The sequence below is a fragment of the Nocardiopsis sp. SBT366 genome (assembly GCF_001083815.1).
Taxonomy (GTDB): domain Bacteria; phylum Actinomycetota; class Actinomycetes; order Streptosporangiales; family Streptosporangiaceae; genus Nocardiopsis; species Nocardiopsis prasina.
In genome coordinates this window covers 1-21,787 of sequence record NZ_LAVM01000042.1, presented here as the reverse complement: position 1 = coordinate 21,787, position 21,787 = coordinate 1, and the positions used below count along the sequence as shown (strand labels likewise).

The following is a 21,787-nucleotide window of genomic DNA, read 5'->3' as shown; positions in this document are numbered from 1 at the left end:
GTGGTCGGCTCACCCCCGCTCGCGCGGGGACCACATCTGTGTTCGCCTCCTATGGCGCATATACGCCGGCTCACCCCCGCTCGCGCGGGGACCACCCCGCCTGCGCCAGCAGCGGCTTGGGCAGCTGCGGCTCACCCCCGCTCGCGCGGGGACCACAGTGCGGCCCAGTTCACCGGCGGGGAGATGTACGGCTCACCCCCGCTCGCGCGGGGACCACCGCTCCTCGGTCAGGGCACCGTGGTCCAGGCGCGGCTCACCCCCGCTCGCGCGGGGACCACAGGATGAACCGGCGGAACCACAGGCCAGTGAACGGCTCACCCCCGCTCGCGCGGGGACCACAAAGACCGTCGAGAACCGGTCCTGGCCACCGCCGGCTCACCCCCGCTCGCGCGGGGACCACCAGGCCCACCAGGCGCGCGAACGCTTCGTCCACGGCTCACCCCCGCTCGCGCGGGGACCACTGCTGCGGATCACACCGGACCTGGTCGGCCAGCGGCTCACCCCCGCTCGCGCGGGGACCACCAGATCGCCGCCCACTGGCCGTGCTCGTCCAGCGGCTCACCCCCGCTCGCGCGGGGACCACCTGGGCGCGCACGATCGGCGCCGGAGCGATCACGGCTCACCCCCGCTCGCGCGGGGACCACATGGTCCCCATCATCGGGCCAGCGTCCGGTATCGGCTCACCCCCGCTCGCGCGGGGACCAGGTGACGTGGCCGGCAGGAAGGCCCTGCATCCACGGCTCACCCCCGCTCGCGCGGGGACCACCGGAGGGGAGGACGATCCTGTGCATGGTGGTGCGGCTCACCCCCGCTCGCGCGGGGACCACCATCAGCCCTCACCCCCACCGTTCTCCGCGGGCGGCTCACCCCCGCTCGCGCGGGGACCACGGGCCCCGGTCAGGTCGTGGCTCATGCCGCGTCGGCTCACCCCCGCTCGCGCGGGGACCACGTGTTCTCCCGGCCCTGCGGTGTTCAGTGGATCGGCTCACCCCCGCTCGCGCGCGGACCACCGGGTGTCCCGCGTGTAGAACGACCCGTTGCGCGGCTCACCCCCGCTCGCGCGGGGACCACTGCGGGAATGCAAGGTTCCGAGCGATCTGACCCGGCTCACCCCCGCTCGCGCGGGGACCACGGGTCTCCGCAACGTTCTCCGCGTACTGACGCTGGCTCACCCCCGCTCGCGCGGGGACCACGTGGGCCGCGGGGTCGGATCGACCGGCGGCGGCGGCTCACCCCCGCTCGCGCGGGGACCACACGACCGTCGCGGCCTCCGGGGCCGGGCTGGCCGACTCACCCCCGCTCGCGCGGGGACCACTCCACCGCTCGGCGGAGGGGGACCGGAACACGCGGCTCACCCCCGCTCGCGCGGGGACCACCGCCCCTGGTCACCGGCTTCACGGGCCTGCTTCGGCTCACCCCCGCTCGCGCGGGGACCACTCGGCGCGTTCCTCGGCCCGGTCCGGGCGGACGGCTCACCCCCGCTCGCGCGGGGACCACGACGCGCCGGTGCGGACCGTCACCCGCTCCCACGGCTCACCCCCGCTCGCGCGGGGACCACACCTTCTCGGCGGCCTCCTTGAGGGCGGCCTCCGGCTCACCCCCGCTCGCGCGGGGACCACCACCTCGCGGCCGTCGCGCAGGGAACCGGCGGTGGCTCACCCCCGCTCGCGCGGGGACCACCACAGCACCTTCGTCCCGGACACGGGCACCCCCGGCTCACCCCCGCTCGCGCGGGGACCACCCAGCCCGTCCGTCCGGGAGGGAGGACGAGAACGGCTCACCCCCGCTCGCGCGGGGACCACAGGTCCAGGACCACGAGCCCGACCCCGAGACGCGGCTCACCCCCGCTCGCGCGGGGACCACTCACCGTGCACCTGCCCAACCTGTGCGCGTCCCGGCTCACCCCCGCTCGCGCGGGGACCACCGCCCCCGAGCGTAGAAACGGCTTGGAGTGGACGGCTCACCCCCGCTCGCGCGGGGACCACCCCTCGATGCGGCACCCCCGAACGTCCTGAGCCGGCTCACCCCCGCTCGCGCGGGGACCACCGTTGCCGACCTGCGCCGGGATGGGCACTCGACGGCTCACCCCCGCTCGCGCGGGGACCACGACGGCCGCGTTGAGGCTGTACCCGTAGTTGCCGGCTCACCCCCGCTCGCGCGGGGACCACGAACTCACCCGGAAGGACGCCCGCTGATGAGTCGGCTCACCCCCGCTCGCGCGGGGACCACGCCCACCCGGCGAAGACGACCGGGCCGACCATCGGCTCACCCCCGCTCGCGCGGGGACCACCCCTCCTGGGCGCGCGATGGCGGCCGCTGGGCCGGCTCACCCCCGCTCGCGCGGGGACCACAACCACGACGGGTCCGACATCATGACTGACCACGGCTCACCCCCGCTCGCGCGGGGACCACCGGGTCCAGGGTGCGGGAGCTGTCGGCCACGGCGGCTCACCCCCGCTCGCGCGGGGACCACATTCCTTCCTTCTGCGGGGCCAGGACTGCTACCGGCTCACCCCCGCTCGCGCGGGGACCACATTCCTTCCTTCTGCGGGGCCAGGACTGCTACCGGCTCACCCCCGCTCGCGCGGGGACCACGGGCATCGTGTCTCCGTTCGAGGGCAGGACCAAGGCTCACCCCCGCTCGCGCGGGGACCACGCAAGCTGCACCGCGCCCTGGAGGGGCTCGGACGGCTCACCCCCGCTCGCGCGGGGACCACACTTCCTGACCTGCGCCTGAGGTCTCCTGTTGCTGTTTTGTGATCTCAAGGCGGGAGGTGTCAAGTGACCCGGGTCTCCTTCACGGGATGTCCGATCGCCTTTGACGCTATCGAATCAGCGCCTGGTCTGCCGGAGCTCGGGCTCGCGGATTGTCGGAACCTGTTGATACACCAGCATCCAGGGAGAGCATCGATTCAAAGGACAGGACGCCCAGTGAGTGAACACCTGGATGCACGCCTATGGGGCAAGAGTAAGGGTCTTCCCGCGCCCTACCCCCTCATCTGTCATCTCAGTGACGTGGCCGCCGTCGCAGGAGCACTGTGGGACGGACTACTGAGCAAACAGATCCAAGAACAGATCTCACAACGGCTCGGCCTGCCCCAATCGACCTGTCGAAGCCTCGTGTCCTTTTGGTCAGGCCTTCACGACATCGGCAAGATAAGCCCCCTTTTCCAAGAAAAAGACCCCTCCAGCTACGCGACCCTGCAGCACGACCCCGCTTACCTGGTCCAGAAGGATCTCTCACACGAAACCCTGGGACACGATGCCGCCACCCACTGGGCACTGACCGTCCTGTTCGCTGAACTGGGCTATCCCCGGCGCAGTCCGACGACCCGCTCACCGGCACACCAGATCGCGCAGCTACTAGGCGGCCACCACGGACGTTTCCACCCGGCACTGGACCGAAAGCGCCTCAGAGCTATCGATCGGTGGGCCCCAGCGCTCGGCGGTACCAAATGGGACGAGCAGCGCCGAGCACACCTGGCAGTTCTGCGCAGACTCACCGGTGCCGACACCATCCTGAATTCACCGCTACCCGGCGACGTCGTGGGCGTGGTCGCGGGCCTAACGGTCGCCGCGGACTGGCTGGCCAGCCAAGAGGAAGTCGTCCTGGACAACCTTCCCCGACAAGGCTGGGAACCCACCGAAGCAGCCCTGTCCCAACACTGGGCGAGCATGGTCCAACGAGCCCCCGACATCGTCCAACGCGCACGCCTGGGACGCGCTACCTTCCCTGACCGCAGTTTCGCGGACCAGTTCCCCCACATCTCCACACCCAACCAGCTCCAAGCCGACCTGGCCGATCGGCTCCCCGACCTGGCGGGCAAAGGGGGCGGCCTGCTCATGATCACCGCGCCCACCGGCGACGGCAAGACCGAGGCCGCGCTCCACGCAGCGGGAATCATGGCCCGGGCTTCGGGAGCGTCGGGTCTGCTCTTCGCTCTGCCCACCATGGCCACCGCCGACGCCATGCACCGACGTGTCCGTGACTTCATCGGGGCGAACGTGGTCGGAGACACAGCGCTCACGTTGGTGCACAGCATGTCCTGGCTCGCCCAGCCCTTGGCGGCCGACCGTACCCCCGAGGCTTCAAACGCGGTGATCACCGAGGAGACCCGCACTCGCACCGAGGCGGGACGTTGGTTGAACACTTCCCGGCGGGGGCTGCTGGCGCCCCTGGCGACCGGAACCATTGATCAGGCACTGACCGCGGTACTGCCCGCACGCTTCAACATGCTGCGCCTGCTGGGTCTGGCCAACAAGGTACTTATCGTCGACGAGGCGCACGCTTACGGTCCCTGGATGCATTCCCTGCTCGTGCGGCTCCTGGAATGGCTCGGTGCTCTGGGCGCGCCGGTCATCCTGCTCTCGGCGACCCTGGCGGGTCGGACCGCCTCGTCCTTGGTCGAGGCCTACCGTCGGGGCGCCCACCACTTCGAACCCCAACAGATCCAGCCCACCTACCCGGGATGGGTCTACGTCGATGCCACGACCGGTCGCCTCACAACCCCGCGCCAGGTCCCCAGCAGCAGACAGCGTCGCCTGCAGATCCAGACCCATCAGGTGCGCTGGGACGTCACCGAAGCCGACCACCAACCACCGCAACCGGGCACACGCCGACACACGCTCCTGCGCCTCGTGGCCCCGGTATTGGCCGCCGACGGGTGTGTGCTGGTCTGCTGCACCACGGTCGAGGAGGCCCAGCGCACCTACAGGTTCCTCAACGCGTCCTTCCCAGCCCTGAACGCCGGTGACAACCTGCGCCTGCTGCACTCGCGCTACCCCGCCTGGCAGCGAGCACGCATCACCGATGACGTCGAGGCCATGTTCGGTAAACCCGGTCCAGACGACCCCCCAGGTCGTCGCCCAGCCCCCGCTGTGTTGGTCGCCACCTCCGTGGTCGAGCAATCCCTGGACCTGGACTTCGACCAAGTGATCAGCGATGCGGCCGCACTGGCACAACTCCTGCAGCGCGCCGGGCGCTGCATGCGCCACGCGCGCCAGGATCGATCCCCGGGGATGGGCCAGACCCCCCGACTCATGGTCTTGGAACCCGTGGGTAACGACGGAACTCTCGAGCCACCCCGCACTTGGGGCAAAGTCCATGACACCTCACTGCTGCTGCGCACCGGTCGTATCCTCGCCGACCGAGCCGAGCACGGCATCAACATCCCCCAGGATGTGCAGGAACTCATCGACGCCGTCTACGCCGACGACTTCGCCGACCGCCTGGACAGCCCCGACGAGCGCACCGCACTCACCAACCACGACGGAACGCGCCACGCCCAGGAACAGGCTGAACACCACGTCGCCCAGATGGTGCTCATCCCCGCGCCCTATGACCTGATGGACCTGGCCGATCTGAGCAACCAGGGCTCGCACCCGGTGGACGAGGAACTCATCACCACCCGCCTGGGCGCCGACTCGGGCCGGGCGGTCTGCGCCTACACCCAGCCCGATGGCACCCTCACCCTCGACCCCCAGGGCCAGGTCGGGCTCCCCGGGCAGAGGCGAGGACTCACCCGCGAGGAAGCCGTCCTGGTGGCCCGCCACAGCATCCCCGTCCCCGGGCGCTGGCTCCAAGGGCGCAACGCCTCCCATGAGCCCCCCACCCCCTGGACCAGACGCCCCGCCCTTGCCGACCTCGTGCTCTTGCCGATGCGCCCACAGGCCACCAACCGATGGGTCTGCACGGTCGGCGAGCACCAGTTGGAGCTCTCCGACGTAGGCCTGGAAAAGAAGTAACCAAAAGCCCCCACTTCCAGCAGGCCATCTTGCTACAGTGCGAGAAGTCGCCCCGCCTCAGGGTCCTGAGGCGGGGCGAGACCCCCGCTCGCGCGGGGAGGAACGGCCGTCTGGGGCTATTTTCCAGCACGCCATCGGCTCACCCCCGTCATGTGCGCGGGGAGGGACCCGACTCTAGCCCACCCCTCGGAGGTGTGATGACCTCGCCAGATCCGCGATTCCCTCTCACGACCCGACCCTGCGTACCGGTGCGGTGGCACCCGGACGCCACCGCACCGCAACGCCCCGAACTCCTCGGAATCAGGGACCTGCTCGTGCACGCCCACGAGATCAGCAACCTGGCCATCCCCCTGCCCCCAGCCGCCTCAGCCATGATGCGCGTCCTGTACGCGCTGACCCTGCGGATCACCGGCCTGGACCACCGCCAACCGGGGGAGAGGGCCGCGTCCTCCTGGGACGTTCGGCGTTTCGACATCCTCGAAAGGGGCCGGTTCGATGAGCACAGCATCGACGCCTACCTCGACCGGTACTCCGAGCGCTTCTGGCTCTACCATCCGGAGCGGCCCTTCTTGCAGGACGCGCGGCTGAGCACACAGTGCACCAAACCGGCCGGCGTGAACAAGCTCATCACCACCCGCCCCTCCGGCGGCAACCATTCCTGGTTCTCCCACGCCAGCCCTCACAACCCCTCACTGCCCACCTCCGATCAGGCCCTGCTCCACCTCCTGATCTGGAACTACTACGGCCCCTCCGGCACCTGCGCGATCCGCACCGTCGGCGAGGTCAGCGCTGGCAACACCAGCGCCGGCCCCCTGCGCGGCACCCTGTCCTACCACCCGGAAGGGAAGTCGCTGTTCGAAAGCCTGCTGGCCGGCGTCCCCCGACCCTCCGCCACCGTCGACCCCACCCAGGACCTGTGCCCCTGGGAATGGCCTGAGCTACCGGATCCACTCCGTCCGCGAGAGCTCATCAACGGACCCTGCTCGGGCCTGACCGCCCGCTCCCAACACGCCCTGCTACTCACACCCGACGCCGACGGCGAGCACACCGCCAACGCCTACGTCACCTGGGCCTATCGCAACAAGATGCCGCGCGGCGACGACTACCTCATCTGGCAGATCAGCAAAGACGGTAACCCCTACCCGCGGCCTGCCGAATCGGACCGGGCACTGTGGCGCGACATGGACGCGCTCTTGCGCCTGGACGCGGTGGGGGAGCGCCAGGCACGGCGCCCGACCATCTTCACCACCGCCGCCGAACTGCTGTCCGAGACACCCTCGGAAACCATGAAGGTCAGGTCGCTGGGCTTCGACCAGGACGGCCAGGCCAAGGACCGACAGTTCGTCTCCGCCTCCACACCCCCGGTCCTGGACCTGATGGAGCGACGCGACCTCGACATCGACCAGACCCGCCATGTGGAGCACATGCAGTGGTGGGGCGAACGCGCCGGACGCAGGCTCGACACCGCCACCAAACGCGCCTGGATGCTGTACACCGACGCCTCCAAGCTCGCCCCCTGCGCCTGGTCCCGCAAAGCAGCCGCACGGTACTGGCCCGCCGCCGAGACCGAGTTCTGGCGCCGGTTGCGCACCCGCGACTGGGACGACATGCCAGCCGCCTTCCGACGTCTCGCCGAGCGAGCCTACGACGAGGCCACCGCCCCCGTGGCCACCATCGCCCGCGGCGCACGAGCACGGGAGCAGGCCCGCATCGACTTGTACGGGGGTTCCCCCAAGAAGAAGAGGACAGCATGAGCGAGCACCACCGGCCCACTCCGGACACCCTCCCGCAGGCCGCCCCGGCCCCCGAGGCCCCCTCGAACGCGACCGTCGCCGCGCGCGCCTTCGTAGGCAAGATCATGCAACGGTGCGCCGAGGACCGCGGCGCTCGTGCGGCGTTGCGCAGCGGCCTGGGCAAGCCCCCGGACCGCGTTCCGCGCATGCACCGCATCGTCGGCCCCTTGCTCCCCGACTGGGTGATCCAACAAGAAGACGTCCAACGCCACTACTACGCGGTCGCGTCCATGATCGCCCTGCTCCCCTCAGACCAGCTCGCCACCGCGCGCAAACGCTGCGATGACCAGGGCCTTTACGGCACGAGCCTGGGCGCGACCCTGGCCAAGGCGGTCGCCCAAGGAACCAGAAAGGGCATCAGGCAAAGTGCGGCCGAAGCGCGCATCACCCTGTTGACCAAACAGAGCGTCGAGGGCCTGCACCGCCACCTGCCCTCCACCGTCCGGCAACTCCAAAACGCCGAGGTGGACATCGACTACGCCCGGCTGCTGACCGAGCTGCGCCAATGGCAGCGCCACCGCGGGGGGGTCACCCGACGCTGGCTCCAGGACTTCTACCGGGCCCGATTCGCCGACGAGCGCCAAGCCGCCCAACAAGCCGACGACCACACCTCCCCGACCCCGGTACCCGGCACCTGACCAGACCTTTGGCCACCACGAGTCCGTACACCCTCCGCATCGCGAAAGAGAGAACCCCCATGGACCACAACCCGCGCGTCCCCGGACGCTTCATCGACATCCACCTGCTCCAGAGCATCCCCTACGCCAACCTCAACCGCGACGACACCAACTCGGTCAAGCAGGTCGAATTCGGCGGCAGGACGCGCACGCGGGTCAGCAGCCAGAGCTGGAAGCGCGCCACCCGGACCGACTTCCAGCGCATCACCGGCCAAGCTGCGGTGCGCACCCGACGCATCGGGGAGGCGGTCGAACAGGTCCTGTCCCAAGACCGCAAGTGGCCCCAGGATCTGGCCCGCCGTGCCGGTCAGCACATCGCGACCGGATCCAGCATCAAGGCCGAGGCGCCCAATGAGGACGTCCCGGCCTGGTCCACCAACGCCATGGTGTACGTGCCCGCGCCCGCCATCACCGAACTCGCGGACCTAGCCGAAGCGCACCGGGAGACCATCGAGAAGGCCTCCGACATGAAGAAGGCAGGCAAGAGCGTCCTGCCCAAGGAGGAGATCGACAGGGTACTGCGCTCCACCAACGGCGTCATCCACCTCTTCGGTCGGATGCTCGCCGAAATCGACGACGCGGGTGTGGACGGAGCCGTGCAGGCCGCACACGCCTTCACCACCCACGCCACCGACACCGAAATCGACTACTTCGCCGCAGTGGACGACATCACCGACGCCTGGCAGGACACCACCGGTAGCGCGCACATGGGCAACACTGAGTTCAGTGCTGGCGTGTTCTACCGGTACGCGACCGTGGACCTGGACGACCTCCTGCGCAACCTCAAGGGAGACCACGCCTCGGCCAAGGAACTGACGGCTGCTTTCCTGGAGGCGTTCATCCTGTCGATCCCCCAGGCGAAGAAGACCGCCACCGCACCGCACACCATCCCTGACGTGGCACACCTCGTGGTGCGCTCGGACCGGCCCGTCTCCTTCGCCGCCGCCTTCGAAGAACCCGTCCCGGTCGGACGCGACGGAGGCTACGCCCGCCCCTCGATCACCAAACTGACCGAATACGCCACGGCCGCACACCGAATGCTCGGCGCACGCGGACTCCTCCAAAGCGGGTGGACCGGCACGCACACCGCATCACTGCAGGGCCTGGGCGACCAGCACGACTCCCTGGACGCCCTCATCCAGCACGCGCTCGACGCAGCCCTGCCCACGGAGCAGTAATCATGAACGACCAACCCCCCAACGAGCCCACCCCCGGGCTGCTCCTACACCTGGCCGGACCCTTGCAATCCTGGGGACAGCGCAGCCACTACAACGAACGCGACACCGCCCTGTTCCCCACCCGCTCCGGGGTCCTGGGCCTGCTCAGCTCCGCCCTGGGCCGCCGCCGCGACGAACCTGTCGACGACCTGAGGCGACTCTCCCTCACCGTCCGTGCCGACCGACCTGGGCACGTGCTCCGCGACCTGCACACCGTCGGTGGTGGACTGCCAGCCAAGGAGACCGTCACCACCGCCGAAGGAAGGAAACGCGGCACCAAGCAGGCCACCCTGCTCTCCCACCGCTCCTACCTTCAAGACGCCGCATTCACCGTGGCCCTGACCGCGTCACAGGAAGACGCTGACCTGGTCCACGCCTGCGCGCAAGCGCTACGTGCCCCCCGGTGGGCGCCCTACCTGGGGCGGCGCTCCTGCCCGCCCACCGGGCCGCACTTCCTCGGACACACCTTGGCCCCCTGGCAACACCTGGTGCACCTGCCCCTGCACCGCACGCGCGACCACACCCCACGGGCCGACGGCGCCCACGTCCTCTTCTACGGCGATGCGCCGCTGGACACGCGCTTGCCCACCACCGCCGAGCACCAGGTGGACGCTCACGCGGCCAGTGGAGCCGACCCCAGTGGAGAAATCGACGATGACCCCCGCACCTTCCACACCGACCACCGCTCCTATCGCACGCGCCCCCTCTATCGGCGTGAGCTTCGCCTGCCCGAGCACCGATACGCGGGGCTGGGAGTGAACTACCTCCAGGCCATCGACTCCTACCTGCACCAGCACAAGCGACCAGAGGACGAAAGGATCAACCCATGACGCACTGGATCACCCGGATCCGGCTCGACCAGAGTTCACGTCAAGCACGCCGAGACCTGTCCAGCGCAGTGGGGATGCATCATCGCCTCATGTCTTTGTTCCCGGACGGCGTCGGCTCTGAGGCCCGTAAGACCTTCGGTGTGCTCTTCCGTGTCGAGGACACCCCCGGAGGGCCCCAGGTGTTCTTGCAGAGCAACCGCGAACCGGAGCTGAGTCGTCTGCCCGGGGATTACGGGACGGGGCAGAGCAAAGACCTGGGTCCGTTGATGAGCGCACTGGAACCGGGCCGGTACGTGCGTTACCGGATCGCCGCCAACGCCGTACGTCGTCCTGGTCACACCACCCGAGCCAAGGACAAGGTCGGCTCGGTCCTGGCCCTGGAGGGAAAGGCCGCGGATGAGTGGTGGACCCGGCAGGCCGAGGCCTCCGGCTTGCGTATCCACCGTCTTCGATCCCAAGTCTTGGACGCCGCACGCGGTGAACGCAAAGAGGGCAAGCATCAGATCCGCCACGCCCGCACCCTCTTCGAAGGCACCGCGCAGATCATCGACGCGTCGTTGCTGCGGGAACGCACCGGTACAGGTATTGGCCGCGGCAAGGCCTACGGGTGCGGGCTGCTCAGCCTCGCTCCCGCACGCGGGCCCCAATGAGCAAGAACGCGCGACACCGCCTGGCGGCACCCACCGTGGCGATGCTTCCCCGTATCGCCGACTCGCTGTCCTTCCTGTACCTGGACATCGTGCGCGTATACCAGGACGACACCGGGATCTGCGCTCAAGTTGAAACCGAAGAGCGTGGCAAAGAACTGGTCTACCTGCCCACAGCGGCACTCAGTTGTGTACTGCTGGGGCCGGGAACCTCCATCACGGCGCGGGCACTGACCGCCTTCGCTCGCCACGGAACCACGGTCCTGATCAGTGGTTCCGGTGGTGTACGTACCTACTCGGCCATGGTTCCCAGCTCATTGAGCACTACCTGGTTGGAGCACCAAGTCCGAGCTTGGGCCGATGACACCGAACGATTGGCCGTTGCCAAAAGAATGTACGAACGGCGATTCGGGCCCGGCGTCGTCGCTGGTGACAAGAACGTGGCCCAGTTGCGGGGCATGGAGGGCCAACGTGTCAGGGCTCTGTATCGACTCTTCGCTCAGCAATACAAGCTAGCCCGATTCAAACGCTCCTACGATCCCGAGGACTGGGACGAGCAGGACCCCGTCAACCGGGCCCTGTCTTCCGCCAACACCTGCCTCTATGGCATCGTGCACGCAGCGGTGGTGGCGCTCGGCTGCTCTCCCGCCCTTGGGTTCATTCACAGCGGCAACCAACAGGCGTTCATCTACGACGTCGCCGACCTGTACAAGGCCGAACTGACCATCCCCTTGGCCTTCTCCCTGCATGCTTCGTCCAACCCGGAACAGCGGGCCAGGGTGCAGTTCAGGGAGGAGTTGCGCCTTTTCGCGCTGCTACCGCGCATCGTCGCCGATATCCAGCTACTCCTGCGCCCGCAAGCCGATGTGACCACGCCTGACCTTGAAGAACAGGTTGTGGACCTTTGGGATCCCATCTCTGGCTCGGTTCCCGGAGCCATCAACCACAGCTCCGACCAGTGGTGAACACACGTTGGCCCCTTCGGTGAACAAGGAGGCGACTGAACATGGCGAACATGATTGCCATCAGTGCGACGGCTATCCCTGACCACCTCAGAGGCGCACTCACGCGGTGGCTCTTGGAAGTCACCCCCGAACTTTACGTCGGGACGGTCTCCGCCCGTGTACGCCGTGAATTGTGGGAGGCCACGAGCGCCTGCGTGGGTGAGGGTGTGGCTGTTCTTCTCTACTCTGCTGACAACGAGCAAGGGTTTGAGATTCGCATGGCGGGGCATCGCCGACGTGTTCCTATCGACTTCGATGGTATGACTCTGATCGCGTTCAGTGAGTGGCAGCAGAGACATCCGCCCGGGGTGTAACAAATCCGCACGGCCTTGTAATAGTGCAGGTCGGGAAGTGTCTTCCCCGCGCGAGCGGGGGTGAGCCGGACTGGTCGCAGGCATGGCGGAACTGGATGCTGTCTTCCCCGCGCGAGCGGGGGTGAGCCGTGCCAGTAACCCCAGAACCTGCCGGGGCCCTGGTCTTCCCCGCGCGAGCGGGGGTGAGCCGCGGTGGACGAACTCCGGGACGCTGTGCGGCGGGTCTTCCCCGCGCGAGCGGGGGTGAGCCGCGGCCGTGTTCCCGCCGCAGCCCGCCGGATCCGTCTTCCCCGCGCGAGCGGGGGTGAGCCGGCCTGCCCGGCCACGGTGGTGCCCGCTCGTTCGTCTTCCCCGCGCGAGCGGGGGTGAGCCGTCGCCTCATCGACGTAGGCCAACGCGATCGTGGTCTTCCCCGCGCGAGCGGGGGTGAGCCGTCGCCTCATCGACGTAGGCCAACGCGATCGTGGTCTTCCCCGCGCGAGCGGGGGTGAGCCGTTCCTTGGTGTGACTGGCTGACCAGCGGCAGTGTCTTCCCCGCGCGAGCGGGGGTGAGCCGCTACCCAAATCAGCACAGAACGGGTCTGTGAAGTCTTCCCCGCGCGAGCGGGGGTGAGCCGCACGACCGCGCCCCGCCCCCGCCGCGAACAGACGTCTTCCCCGCGCGAGCGGGGGTGAGCCGGACGCGTTCGTGGTCGGCATCGACCTGGCCAAGTCTTCCCCGCGCGAGCGGGGGTGAGCCAGTTCGGCACGTCGGGGTGGTGGCGGGCGAGGAGTCTTCCCCGCGCGAGCGGGGGTGAGCCGGGCACATGGTGCTCGATCAGGGTGCGGACCAGGTCTTCCCCGCGCGAGCGGGGGTGAGCCGTGGTGTTCGTCCACGTTGAGCAGACCGCGCAGGTCTTCCCCGCGCGAGCGGGGGTGAGCCGGGCACATGGTGCTCGATCAGGGTGCGGACCAGGTCTTCCCCGCGCGAGCGGGGGTGAGCCGTGGTGTTCGTCCACGTTGAGCAGACCGCGCAGGTCTTCCCCGCGCGAGCGGGGGTGAGCCGGGCACATGGTGCTCGATCAGGGTGCGGACCAGGTCTTCCCCGCGCGAGCGGGGGTGAGCCGTGGTGTTCGTCCACGTTGAGCAGACCGCGCAGGTCTTCCCCGCGCGAGCGGGGGTGAGCCGGGCACATGGTGCTCGATCAGGGTGCGGACCAGGTCTTCCCCGCGCGAGCGGGGGTGAGCCGTGGTGTTCGTCCACGTTGAGCAGACCGCGCAGGTCTTCCCCGCGCGAGCGGGGGTGAGCCGTTGTGGAGGTCCCGGCGGATGTCGCTGGCCTTGTCTTCCCCGCGCGAGCGGGGGTGAGCCGATCTCCTCCATCGCGTCGAACCAGCGCACCCAGTCTTCCCCGCGCGAGCGGGGGTGAGCCGTCCCACAGCGTGACGAGGGTGCCGATGATCCAGTCTTCCCCGCGCGAGCGGGGGTGAGCCGTTCTACCTGTCCTCGACCTCCAACGACTACGTGTCTTCCCCGCGCGAGCGGGGGTGAGCCGACGCTCACCGCTCAGCGTGAGGCCCTGGTCGAGTCTTCCCCGCGCGAGCGGGGGTGAGCCGATCTGGCAGATCCAGTTCCGGGTGCCGGGTGAGTCTTCCCCGCGCGAGCGGGGGTGAGCCGGTGGCGTCCCGGGCGTCGTCGATGACGGCGGCGTCTTCCCCGCGCGAGCGGGGGTGAGCCGACCACCCCGGACCTGCCCGAGGAGGCCATCGCGTCTTCCCCGCGCGAGCGGGGGTGAGCCGTGGGCGTCAGCCCGGACACCGTCGACACCTGGGTCTTCCCCGCGCGAGCGGGGGTGAGCCGCATCACCTGGATCCCGATGTGGGTCGCGTTCGGTCTTCCCCGCGCGAGCGGGGGTGAGCCGTCGACCAGGGTGTGGCGCAGTTCGGGGATGTGCTGGGCGGGAATGGGGGAGTAGGGCTCAGTCCTCATGGGCGTGACTTTCCAGGTAGGTGTTCATCGTGGTGGCGATCTCGGTCCGCTTCTTCACCAGCGCCAGTACGTCCTCGGCGACCATGGACAGCGACAGGGCTTCCTGGGACAGGTCGTAGGCGCACGCGCGGTGGTTCACCCCGATCTGGTCCAGGTCGTTCAGGTGCTCGGTGAGCTCGGGCTCGTTGATGGCCTGCTGGGTGTACTCCAGAGCGGTCGCGAGCCGGTGCGCGGCGCGGCCCAGGATCAGTCGGCGCAGCTCGGTCTGGCCGGGGTCGCTCGTGTAGGTGCGCTCGTGCTGCTCTTGGCCGGTGGCCGCGACGGCGCGCACCATCGCGCTGACACGGCCCGGGACCCGGCTGGTGCGTGTGGCCGCGCGCAGTGCCACCCCGTGAAGGTGGGAATCGGTCGGGTACGGGGCGGGGGCGTCCAGGACCTGTCCGGCGGTCACGTGGCGTCGCTGGCCGTCCTCGAAGACGACCAGGTAGCCGGGGGCTCGGCCGGGCGCGGTGATGTGCGTGGCGACGCGTGCGCGGCGCATCGTGACCGCCCCTTCGATGGGGCGGGTAGAGGGGGCCAACACGGTGGTGCCGGGGGCGAAGGTGGTCATTGTGTCTCCTGGGGGTCAGGGGCCGCCCCCGTAGCGGGAGGGGGCGGCCCAAGGGTTCGGGCATGAGGATCAGGCGCCGGTGCGCATGCACTTGAGCAAGTAGCGGAAGACGCCGGGGTCGCTCGGGTGCTCTCCGGCGGCGGTGAGCAGAAGAACTTCCTTGGCCGCGTAGTGCAGGCTCACCCGGTCAGCGCCGACCGCGCGCGCCCCTTCGGCGAGCAACGCGGAATTGACGAGCCGGTGCTCTGGGAGGCCGCTGACCTGTCCGGTGTGCACCGGAGCGGTCGCCCGCGCCCCCGGGACCGTGGACTGGGGAGCGATCTCCACACCGTTCTGGTGTGCCCGCAGCTCGATCGGGGCCGTGGCGGCGGAGTGCCCGGTGGCGGAACTGGTGAGCTTCGCGGCGGCCTTGACTCCCTTGACCACAGCCTTGGTCTCCACCGTGATGGAACCGAACGGCACCGACTTCGTGATGACCGCGTCCAGGGCAGGGAGCTCCCCGGCCAGCAGCGTGGTGACGTAGGTGATGCCGTCCGCGTTGATCCCCCCGTAGACGAGTCGGTCGATGCCAGGGAGAGACGATTCGTTGGCCAGAATCGACAGCTCGGAGTCCGCGCTGATGTGCTTGGCCAGACCCACCAGCGCGCGAGCGGGCATGTTGTAGGTGCCTGGGACCGCGACACCCGTGGTGACCACGGTCGCCTGAGCCACTCGGTAACGGTCAGTGGCCTCCAACAGGCACTCTCCGCTCTCGTTGATGACCGCGTTCACGCCGGTGAGCATGGGCAGGGTGTCGTCAGTACCGGCGGACGGGGCCACACGTCCGAGCGCGTCGATGTAGGCGCCCGAGCTCAGCCTGGCCACGACCTCAGGGACAGAGGGCAGGGTCGGGTAGTCCTCTACCGGCATGTCTTCCAGGGGCATGGTGTATCCGGCGAAGGCCAGGGACGGGCGGCCCCGCTCGTCCACGACCAGACTGACCGGTGTGGCGTCGGCGGCCTTGGTCGTGGTGGTGGAACGCAGCGCGCTGAGCGTGGTGAGCAGCCGCCCGTGGTGGATCAGTAGACGCATGTCCTCGGTGGCGGACAAGGCGCGCAGCAGGGCCGCGCTGGTGGTGGTGAACACGGTACTGAGAGTCAAGATGAAACCTCCAGTAGAACAAACCAAGACATCAAAAGTAGTTAGTCATTTTCGGGCATGGATGTGGTATTGAAGGGCAGCGAGTTAAAGTCCAGGATTTTGACGAACACGCACCCGTTGGCGCCGCTCCCGAGGCAGGAGACTGTGAACGAAGTGGCGGTGCGATCGACCTTCCAGGGGCCGGGGCCCGTACTTTCCACCGTGATCTCAGAGGCTGCGCGAAGAGCGTTGGCTGTCCATCCGGCGCTGCGCGGGTGGGTTGCCACTAGCAGTCTCTTCCCTCCCATGTCGGTCCACTCCAGGGACACGGGGAAGCTCTTCGCGTCGGGTGTGATGATCCTGTACAAGGCGGCATCCCCTCTAGCTGCGGTTGGCCGTGAAGTAGTCGATGGCAGCGTTCTCGGTGGTGCCGTACGCCGTGCACAGGGCGGTGAACTGGTCGGCGGCCTCGTATGCTTCCTGGCGCATCTCGCGGTCGTCCCAGTAGACGGTGTTGGTGAGCGAGCGCAAGTTGTCAGCCTCGTCCCATGCCTTGCGCAGCTCGGAGACCTGTCCGCCATTCAAGCCAGCGAGATTTGCCATTCATTTCCTCCTCGGGTGTGCCGATAGGAAAACCATAACATCTAAAGTAGTAGCTTGCAGCTGGGTGAAGAGAAGGGCGCGCCGCAACGCGCCCCACCCCTCAACCGCGCGCCAGACCACCCCGCGCCGTCAACTCCGCCTGCACCTGCTCAGCCTCACCTCGCCGCCACCGCTCCACCCCATCAGCCCCAACCACACCCAGAGGCCACACCCCCTGGGCCCGGCGACGCTGCATCGCCTCCCGCCCGGCACCCGGAGCCCGCCCAGCCGCCTCAGCGAAGTACGAGACCAGCTGATCCCACGTCAGCAGATCCTCCGGTGAACCCGCAGGCTCCACTGGCAACCCCTGGCACGCACGACGCACCCGTTCCATATCACCGATCCGATACACGCTGGTCTTCGACCTCGCCCCGATCGGCTCCGGTTGCAGCTCGGGAAAGCGCCGCCACCAGGTGCGCCGCACGGTCTCCACCGACACCCCCACGCGCTCGGCGAACTCCGCCTGCGTCTGGCCAGCTGCGATCTCGGCGCGGATCAACTCCAGGGGGATACGGGGGTAGAGCTTGAGCACACCATGCCCACGCTTGAGCGTGCCCACCTCAGGAGGAAACACCTCAGGGTGCCACTTCGGCCAGCTCATCTTGATCTGGCGCTCGGGCAGGTCGTGCTCTGCGGCGAAGTCCGTGATGGTGACGGTGCCACCGCGGGCCACATCCAAGTCCACGAGCCGGTAGGTGGGGTCGCCGTCACGACCCCCGACCTCCTGCGGAAGAGGAGGATGGGCCGAGGCCCAATCGGTGAGCTCACCGAGATCGAGCCCGCGCGCGCCGGCATACTCAGCGAGCGTGGTCTCCTGCGGGGGTGTGCGCATGGGGGTTACCATGTGGGTCTCCAAAGTGAGGCGCGCGGGGTGTTGCCCCCGACCCCCAACCGGGTCGGTATCCCCGAGCGCGACGATGGCCCGGCCCGAGGCGCACACCCAGGACCGGGCCATCGGCATGTACAAGGTCAGATGGAAGCAGCGGTGACCTGAGCAGCGATGCGTCGGGTCTCCCACTCGCCGAGCGCGTTGACGTGCGCCAGCATGTGGGCGTCGAACCCGGCCTGGCCGATCCCGTCTCCCTCGATGCTGCGGCGCGCGGCGTGCGACCACTCCCGCAGCGCCTTCACCAGCAGGTGGGTGTCGGGCGCCGGGTGCGCCTGGGCGTCGAAGGTGTCAGCGATCTGCCAGAGCATCTGCGCCCAGGTCTCCAGCGAGGTCTCCCGCTCCTCGGGGATGCCGGCATCGATGCCCTGGTGCACCAGGACGATGCAGGTGCGCTTGAGAGCCTCGGTCAGGTCGTTACGGCGGCCGGTGCTGGTCTGGATGCGGGTCATAGCGGTCTCCAAAGTGAGTTGTTGCAGGTGGCGCCGGGGTTGCCCTCCCGACGCCCACATCCATGACAACAAAAGTAGTCGCCGTCAAGTAGGGCGCCACCCGCGTGGCGTCGTCACCCATCGACTCCCCGGCCTCACCTCAGCCACTGCCACCCCCGCGCTTCCCGCCAGGTCGGCTACCTCCACTGGCTCCGGGTCCAGGGCCGACACCGCATCCGTGCTCGCCGCGCCCACGCGGTGCATGACCGCCCGGCCGTCCTTGATGTACCCGACCTCAAAAATTTGTGTGCTCACAACTTCGATCCTAGAACTGTAGCGGTTCGGATTCGGCCCGCCACGCTGCGGGCAGACGAATATCCGGGAGGTTGTCGGGCAATCCAAGGGGCCTAATTCCGCTAGATCGTGTGAAGTCCACTGTGCTTTCTTCAAAGGTGGAGTTGATAAAGCTGGCTCGATTCTTTCCGAATCGAGTGTTGCTGAAATCCAAAGTGGATCTTACGCAGGTCAAGTTTTTGGCTGATAGTTCGGCGTCTCTGAAGTCAGAGAGAAATACCCCGAATTTGCTTCTCTCGAGTTTTGCAGAGGAGATGTTCAGGGTCCCGGAAGTCAATCCTCGGATGCTAGCTTCACTGTCCACGAGAGCCGCTCCTGCGAAGCTAATCGTGGGCGGCCATGCTTCTTCATCTCCGGATTCGAAGGGATCGTATGTGTAGTGAAATTTCGAATTTTCCCAGCGCGCGCCAAGGTCCAAGCGGCCACCGATCTGCGTCGCATGGGACTGGACTCTTGAATCTCGAAACTCTGCCCCCTGGAGGCTAAAGTTCCCAATGATGCGACAGTGGGCGATGTGGAGTTTCGTTCTACTGTGTTCCCCCTTAATTTTAATGGATGAATCATGATCAACTGCGCAGTCGATGAATCGAAAGGTTGCGTCTTCGTGGTCTCCGGTAATTACTAGTCGTCCTGATGAAATCTTGACGTTTTGGAAGATGAAGGTTGATTCACGAGATTCTATGTCGGAGAAGATCAGGGTGTGGCTTGTGATGGACGATCCGGTGAATGTGACATTGCAGCCCAGGAACTTGGCTGATCGAATTATCGCGGAAGGGAGTTGAGCGCCGTGAAACTCGTAATGTTTCCCTTGCCAAGGATTATTTCCGCTGTCGCTCGAAAGGCGCTCTGCTATCACAGAGAAAACTCTTCTGGACACTTTCTCTTCCAGCTTATGTTCTGCGCTTTGCTCACTGTCTCCCTGGAGGGAATCGGGTCCAAAGTTCGATGTCGAAGCAAAGTCACATAGTGCACTAATGACCATCTGAGCGAGTTCTGGTTTTGGTGCGTCGTCAACCAGATGTGCCATGGCCTGGACCCCAGCAAGACGTGAGGCTGGGCCTTCGTGGGAGAGCTGAGCGGTCGCGCTCGCATAGCGTTCGGTGAACAGGCGGGTGTCATCCCGATCGCTCTCCCTCTCAGAGGTTCGCTGCTTTCGATAGCTCAGCACCAACACAGCGACGGTCCCCAAGATGGCTACCGCGCCGATCGCCCTCACCGCGAGCTGCTCGAAGTTCTTGGGGGTCAGCGTTCCCGGGGTTGGCAGGGGTGACATCCCCAAAACCCACCACATGAAGAAGAAGGCCAACCCGCTCATGGCTGCTGCGGCAACCCAGGCCGTAAGGATCACCGCGAAGGCAGGTCCTTCCTCGATCCAGCCCCCGGCCCGGGCTCGACGCTTCCATAGCAGGCCAACGCCCAACAGGGTCAGTCCGATCAATGTCCATGTGATCGTGTCCGCGCCCGGCATTGCCCACACGCGCCGCAGTGCTCGCAGCAGGGTAGGCCCCGCCGCCCACAGGGCCAAGCCTGCTCCGAGAACAGAGAGAACTAGGGCGACGAGCCGGTCTTTCAACCACTTGGCGGCGGACTGGATGGTCTCCCGTGCACGAACGCTGGTAAGTGGGGACCACCTTCGACCCCATCCGGCCGAACGGTAGAGGAGGCTGGGTGTCCCGCGCAGAATTCGTTCAAAGAGGCTCCGTGCACTCCCCGAAGCTCTGCTCAGCCTAGGCGCGGAGAGCATCTTAGGCCGTCCTGGAGGGGAACCTGATTCGGGAGCTTCGGGCTCGACCTGTTCCGATGTTGGTTCAGGATCAGGCAGAGCAGCCGAGTTGGGTGGGTCGTCCATACCCGAACCCTAGTGAGAGATCCCTCGGCCCCGATGGCCCTGGCCGATCTCGGTCACCCCAAACGCTTGTGTCCGCGCGACGGCTCGGGTTTGAACCCCTCCAGGTCCGGGCCCCATCCCTCTGGGTCCCGCATAATAGCCAGTAGCTATCACCCGTTGTGATCACATAGCTACAAGGCATCACCGAGGAGGGGCAGTGTCAGCTGAGGACGTCCAAGCGCTGCGGGTGCTCATGGCTGAGTTCCGTGGGGAGGTTCGCACCAACCTCGCTGAGATCCGTGGTGACATGCGCGTGGTCCGGCAACAGAGCGACGTGCTGGCCGAGAAGGTCGACCGGGTTGAGGGCAAGGTCGAGCAGATGCGCAACAACCAGCCTGGGTTCGTCACCAAGGCCGAGGTCGACCGCAGGCTTCGCAACGGCACAGCGATCGTCGGGACTCCAGTCGCCGTTCTCACGCTGATCATCAACTTCCTCTTCCAGGTGCTCACGAACTGAAAGGAGGTGCCTCCGTGCCTCGCCCCGCCAACTACATCTCCCGCTCCGACCTCGGATGGAGCCGCACCAGCCCTACCTCCTTGGCCGACCCCAAGTCCGGGCTGGTCGTGCACTACGACAGCGCCGACCAGAACCTCGCCGACCGTGGCCTGGAAGCGTCCATCGCGTACTGGCAGCGCACCCGAAACTTCCACACCGGCCCCCAACGAGGCTGGGGTGATGTGGGCTACAGCTTCATGGCCGCCGCCACAGGACACATCCTCGAAGGCCGCGGGCTCTACCGCGCACAGGCCGCCCAACCCGGCGGGAACACCACCCACTACAGCGTGACGCTGGCGACCGGCCCCAACGACCGCATCACCGCCGCCCAGATCAACGCCGTGCGGGAACTCAGGCAGTGGCTCATGGAACCGGCCACCTCCATCGCCGGAACGGTCCTGGGCCACCGGGACTTCATCGCCACCAGCTGCCCCGGCACCCGGGCCTACGAGCTGATCCGCACCGGCACCTTCACCCAGCCCCCCAGCCCTCTTGAGGAAGACGACGTGCCCCAGCACAGCAGGTTCGAGAAGAACTCCCGCCAGACACTCCAGCCTCGCACTTGGGCTTCCCTTCGCTTCGACGAGCGCCACGACGGCAAGGCCGGCGACCTGTTCTCCCTGCTCGGGGTGGAGGAGAAGAACGGAGCCCTCTACGACGTCTCCGTCGGTGTGACCCTCGAAGGCCTGGTCACCGGCACCGAGGTTCAGATCCGCGCCACCGAGTACGAACCCGACGGCGCCGGCGGTTGGCGGGTCGCCCGCAACCGGCCCTTGGACTCTCCGGTGCACGCGGTCGGCAACGGCCACTTCACCTACTCCTGGAAGGGCAACCTGGGCGCCGGTCGGCGCTTGCGGATCCGGCTGGCCCAGTTCGGAGAAGCCGAGGCCGCCATCACCCGGGCCACCGCTGAGGTCTTCGCGTGGCCGCGGTGAACCACTCTCTGACCGCGGCCCTGGTGCGCACAGCGCTGCCGTTCGCGCTCAGCGGCGCCGCAGTCCTCATCGCCGTGCAGCTCCTCGATGCAGACCTGGCCACCTGGGCCGTCGTCACGGCGACGTTCGGGCTCGGCGCGGGCTACTACCTCTTGGCTCGCCTGGTCGAGGTCCACGTGTCAAAGCGTGCTGGCGCGCTGCTGCTGGCCTCCACCCGCACCCCCACCTACCC

Annotated in this window: 17 protein-coding genes, 1 pseudogene and 2 CRISPR repeat arrays (1 of these 20 cut by a window edge); of the genes and pseudogenes, 12 read left to right on the top strand and 6 right to left on the bottom strand. The window is 67.7% G+C overall.

Annotation, left to right across the window (positions count from 1 at the left end; translation table 11 throughout):
• Positions 1-2,717: direct repeats of the CRISPR family, unit length 28 nt; unit sequence GGCTCACCCCCGCTCGCGCGGGGACCAC; it reaches 1,277 nt to the left of the window's first position.
• Between the two features lie 64 nt (positions 2,718-2,781).
• From ADX84_RS27090 to cas2e, 9 genes and pseudogenes are all read left to right on the top strand, one after another.
• A pseudogene (locus ADX84_RS27090) lies at positions 2,782-3,594 on the top strand (CRISPR-associated endonuclease Cas3''); the annotation flags it as partial.
• Positions 3,595-3,675: 81 nt separating this feature from the next.
• Positions 3,676-5,745 (top strand): CRISPR-associated helicase Cas3', encoded by a 2,070-nt coding sequence (gene cas3 / locus ADX84_RS14615; RefSeq protein WP_234003969.1) that lies wholly within the window; start codon positions 3,676-3,678, stop codon positions 5,743-5,745.
• Positions 5,682-7,499: a type I-E CRISPR-associated protein Cse1/CasA gene (gene casA / locus ADX84_RS14610; RefSeq protein WP_369801084.1), complete on the top strand. Its 1,818-nt coding sequence runs from the start codon at positions 5,682-5,684 to the stop codon at positions 7,497-7,499. The genes cas3 and casA overlap by 64 nt, the downstream gene beginning before the upstream one ends.
• Positions 7,496-8,176, top strand: a complete 681-nt coding sequence (gene casB / locus ADX84_RS14605; protein WP_049573864.1) for a type I-E CRISPR-associated protein Cse2/CasB — start codon at positions 7,496-7,498, stop codon at positions 8,174-8,176. The genes casA and casB overlap by 4 nt, the downstream gene beginning before the upstream one ends.
• 59 nt (positions 8,177-8,235) lie before the next feature.
• Positions 8,236-9,393 carry a type I-E CRISPR-associated protein Cas7/Cse4/CasC gene (gene cas7e, locus ADX84_RS14600; RefSeq protein WP_049573861.1) on the top strand — a complete coding sequence of 386 codons (1,158 nt, stop codon included), beginning with the start codon at positions 8,236-8,238 and terminating at the stop codon, positions 9,391-9,393.
• Between the two features lie 2 nt (positions 9,394-9,395).
• Positions 9,396-10,262, top strand: a complete 867-nt coding sequence (cas5e, locus tag ADX84_RS14595) for a type I-E CRISPR-associated protein Cas5/CasD (protein ID WP_049573858.1) — start codon at positions 9,396-9,398, stop codon at positions 10,260-10,262.
• Positions 10,259-10,912: a type I-E CRISPR-associated protein Cas6/Cse3/CasE gene (gene cas6e / locus ADX84_RS14590; RefSeq protein WP_049573855.1), complete on the top strand. Its 654-nt coding sequence runs from the start codon at positions 10,259-10,261 to the stop codon at positions 10,910-10,912. The genes cas5e and cas6e overlap by 4 nt, the downstream gene beginning before the upstream one ends.
• On the top strand, positions 10,909-11,874 hold the full coding sequence (cas1e, locus tag ADX84_RS14585; protein ID WP_049573932.1) for a type I-E CRISPR-associated endonuclease Cas1e: 966 nt from the start codon (positions 10,909-10,911) through the stop codon (positions 11,872-11,874). Before cas6e ends, cas1e begins: the two co-directional genes overlap by 4 nt.
• A 41-nt stretch (positions 11,875-11,915) precedes the next feature.
• Positions 11,916-12,227 carry a type I-E CRISPR-associated endoribonuclease Cas2e gene (gene cas2e, locus ADX84_RS14580; RefSeq protein ID WP_049573852.1) on the top strand — a complete coding sequence of 104 codons (312 nt, stop codon included), beginning with the start codon at positions 11,916-11,918 and terminating at the stop codon, positions 12,225-12,227.
• A gap of 39 nt (positions 12,228-12,266) precedes the next feature.
• Positions 12,267-14,126: direct repeats of the CRISPR family, unit length 29 nt; unit sequence GTCTTCCCCGCGCGAGCGGGGGTGAGCCG.
• A 57-nt stretch (positions 14,127-14,183) separates the two neighbouring features.
• Here the strand turns inward: cas2e and ADX84_RS14575 are convergent.
• The 6 genes from ADX84_RS14575 to ADX84_RS26035 all read right to left on the bottom strand — a co-directional run bounded on the left by ADX84_RS14575 (position 14,184) and on the right by ADX84_RS26035 (position 19,761).
• Positions 14,184-14,804, bottom strand: a complete 621-nt coding sequence (locus ADX84_RS14575) for a hypothetical protein (protein WP_049573849.1) — start codon at positions 14,802-14,804, stop codon at positions 14,184-14,186.
• A 69-nt stretch (positions 14,805-14,873) separates the two neighbouring features.
• The gene (locus tag ADX84_RS14570) at positions 14,874-15,944 is read right to left on the bottom strand and encodes a hypothetical protein (RefSeq protein WP_156208089.1); all 1,071 of its coding nucleotides are present in this window, start codon (positions 15,942-15,944) and stop codon (positions 14,874-14,876) included.
• 360 nt (positions 15,945-16,304) lie between these two features.
• Positions 16,305-16,526 carry a hypothetical protein gene (locus tag ADX84_RS14565; protein ID WP_156208088.1) on the bottom strand — a complete coding sequence of 74 codons (222 nt, stop codon included), beginning with the start codon at positions 16,524-16,526 and terminating at the stop codon, positions 16,305-16,307.
• Between the two features lie 100 nt (positions 16,527-16,626).
• Positions 16,627-17,397, bottom strand: coding sequence for a hypothetical protein (locus ADX84_RS14560; protein WP_156208087.1), 771 nt, complete (start codon positions 17,395-17,397; stop codon positions 16,627-16,629).
• A 137-nt stretch (positions 17,398-17,534) separates the two neighbouring features.
• A complete protein-coding gene (locus ADX84_RS14555; protein ID WP_049573839.1) occupies positions 17,535-17,903 on the bottom strand; it encodes a hypothetical protein in 369 nt (122 codons plus the stop codon).
• Between the two features lie 304 nt (positions 17,904-18,207).
• Positions 18,208-19,761, bottom strand: coding sequence for a hypothetical protein (locus ADX84_RS26035; RefSeq protein ID WP_156208086.1), 1,554 nt, complete (start codon positions 19,759-19,761; stop codon positions 18,208-18,210).
• Positions 19,762-20,281: 520 nt separating this feature from the next.
• On the opposite strand from ADX84_RS26035, the gene ADX84_RS14550 reads away from it, so the two are divergent.
• The 3 genes from ADX84_RS14550 to ADX84_RS14540 all read left to right on the top strand — a co-directional run.
• Positions 20,282-20,581, top strand: coding sequence for a hypothetical protein (locus tag ADX84_RS14550; RefSeq protein ID WP_049573836.1), 300 nt, complete (start codon positions 20,282-20,284; stop codon positions 20,579-20,581).
• Positions 20,582-20,595: 14 nt separating this feature from the next.
• Positions 20,596-21,555 carry a peptidoglycan recognition family protein gene (locus ADX84_RS14545; RefSeq protein ID WP_049573833.1) on the top strand — a complete coding sequence of 320 codons (960 nt, stop codon included), beginning with the start codon at positions 20,596-20,598 and terminating at the stop codon, positions 21,553-21,555.
• Positions 21,552-21,787: hypothetical protein (locus ADX84_RS14540; RefSeq protein WP_156208085.1), on the top strand; the 236-nt coding region annotated here is incomplete at its 3' end. The genes ADX84_RS14545 and ADX84_RS14540, both read left to right, overlap by 4 nt.

Bases quoted from the DNA above. Each gene is read 5' to 3' on its own strand.
- cas3 (WP_234003969.1), top strand. From the start codon at position 3,676: ATGGTCCAACGAGCCCCCGACATCGTCCAACGCGCACGCCTGGGACGC.
- casA (WP_369801084.1), top strand. From the start codon at position 5,682: ATGGGTCTGCACGGTCGGCGAGCACCAGTTGGAGCTCTCCGACGTAGG.
- casB (WP_049573864.1), top strand. From the start codon at position 7,496: ATGAGCGAGCACCACCGGCCCACTCCGGACACCCTCCCGCAGGCCGCC.
- cas7e (WP_049573861.1), top strand. From the start codon at position 8,236: ATGGACCACAACCCGCGCGTCCCCGGACGCTTCATCGACATCCACCTG.
- cas5e (WP_049573858.1), top strand. From the start codon at position 9,396: ATGAACGACCAACCCCCCAACGAGCCCACCCCCGGGCTGCTCCTACAC.
- cas6e (WP_049573855.1), top strand. From the start codon at position 10,259: ATGACGCACTGGATCACCCGGATCCGGCTCGACCAGAGTTCACGTCAA.
- cas1e (WP_049573932.1), top strand. From the start codon at position 10,909: ATGAGCAAGAACGCGCGACACCGCCTGGCGGCACCCACCGTGGCGATG.
- cas2e (WP_049573852.1), top strand. From the start codon at position 11,916: ATGGCGAACATGATTGCCATCAGTGCGACGGCTATCCCTGACCACCTC.
- ADX84_RS14575 (WP_049573849.1), bottom strand. From the start codon at position 14,804: ATGACCACCTTCGCCCCCGGCACCACCGTGTTGGCCCCCTCTACCCGC.
- ADX84_RS14565 (WP_156208088.1), bottom strand. From the start codon at position 16,526: ATGGCAAATCTCGCTGGCTTGAATGGCGGACAGGTCTCCGAGCTGCGC.
- ADX84_RS14560 (WP_156208087.1), bottom strand. From the start codon at position 17,397: ATGCGCACACCCCCGCAGGAGACCACGCTCGCTGAGTATGCCGGCGCG.
- ADX84_RS14555 (WP_049573839.1), bottom strand. From the start codon at position 17,903: ATGACCCGCATCCAGACCAGCACCGGCCGCCGTAACGACCTGACCGAG.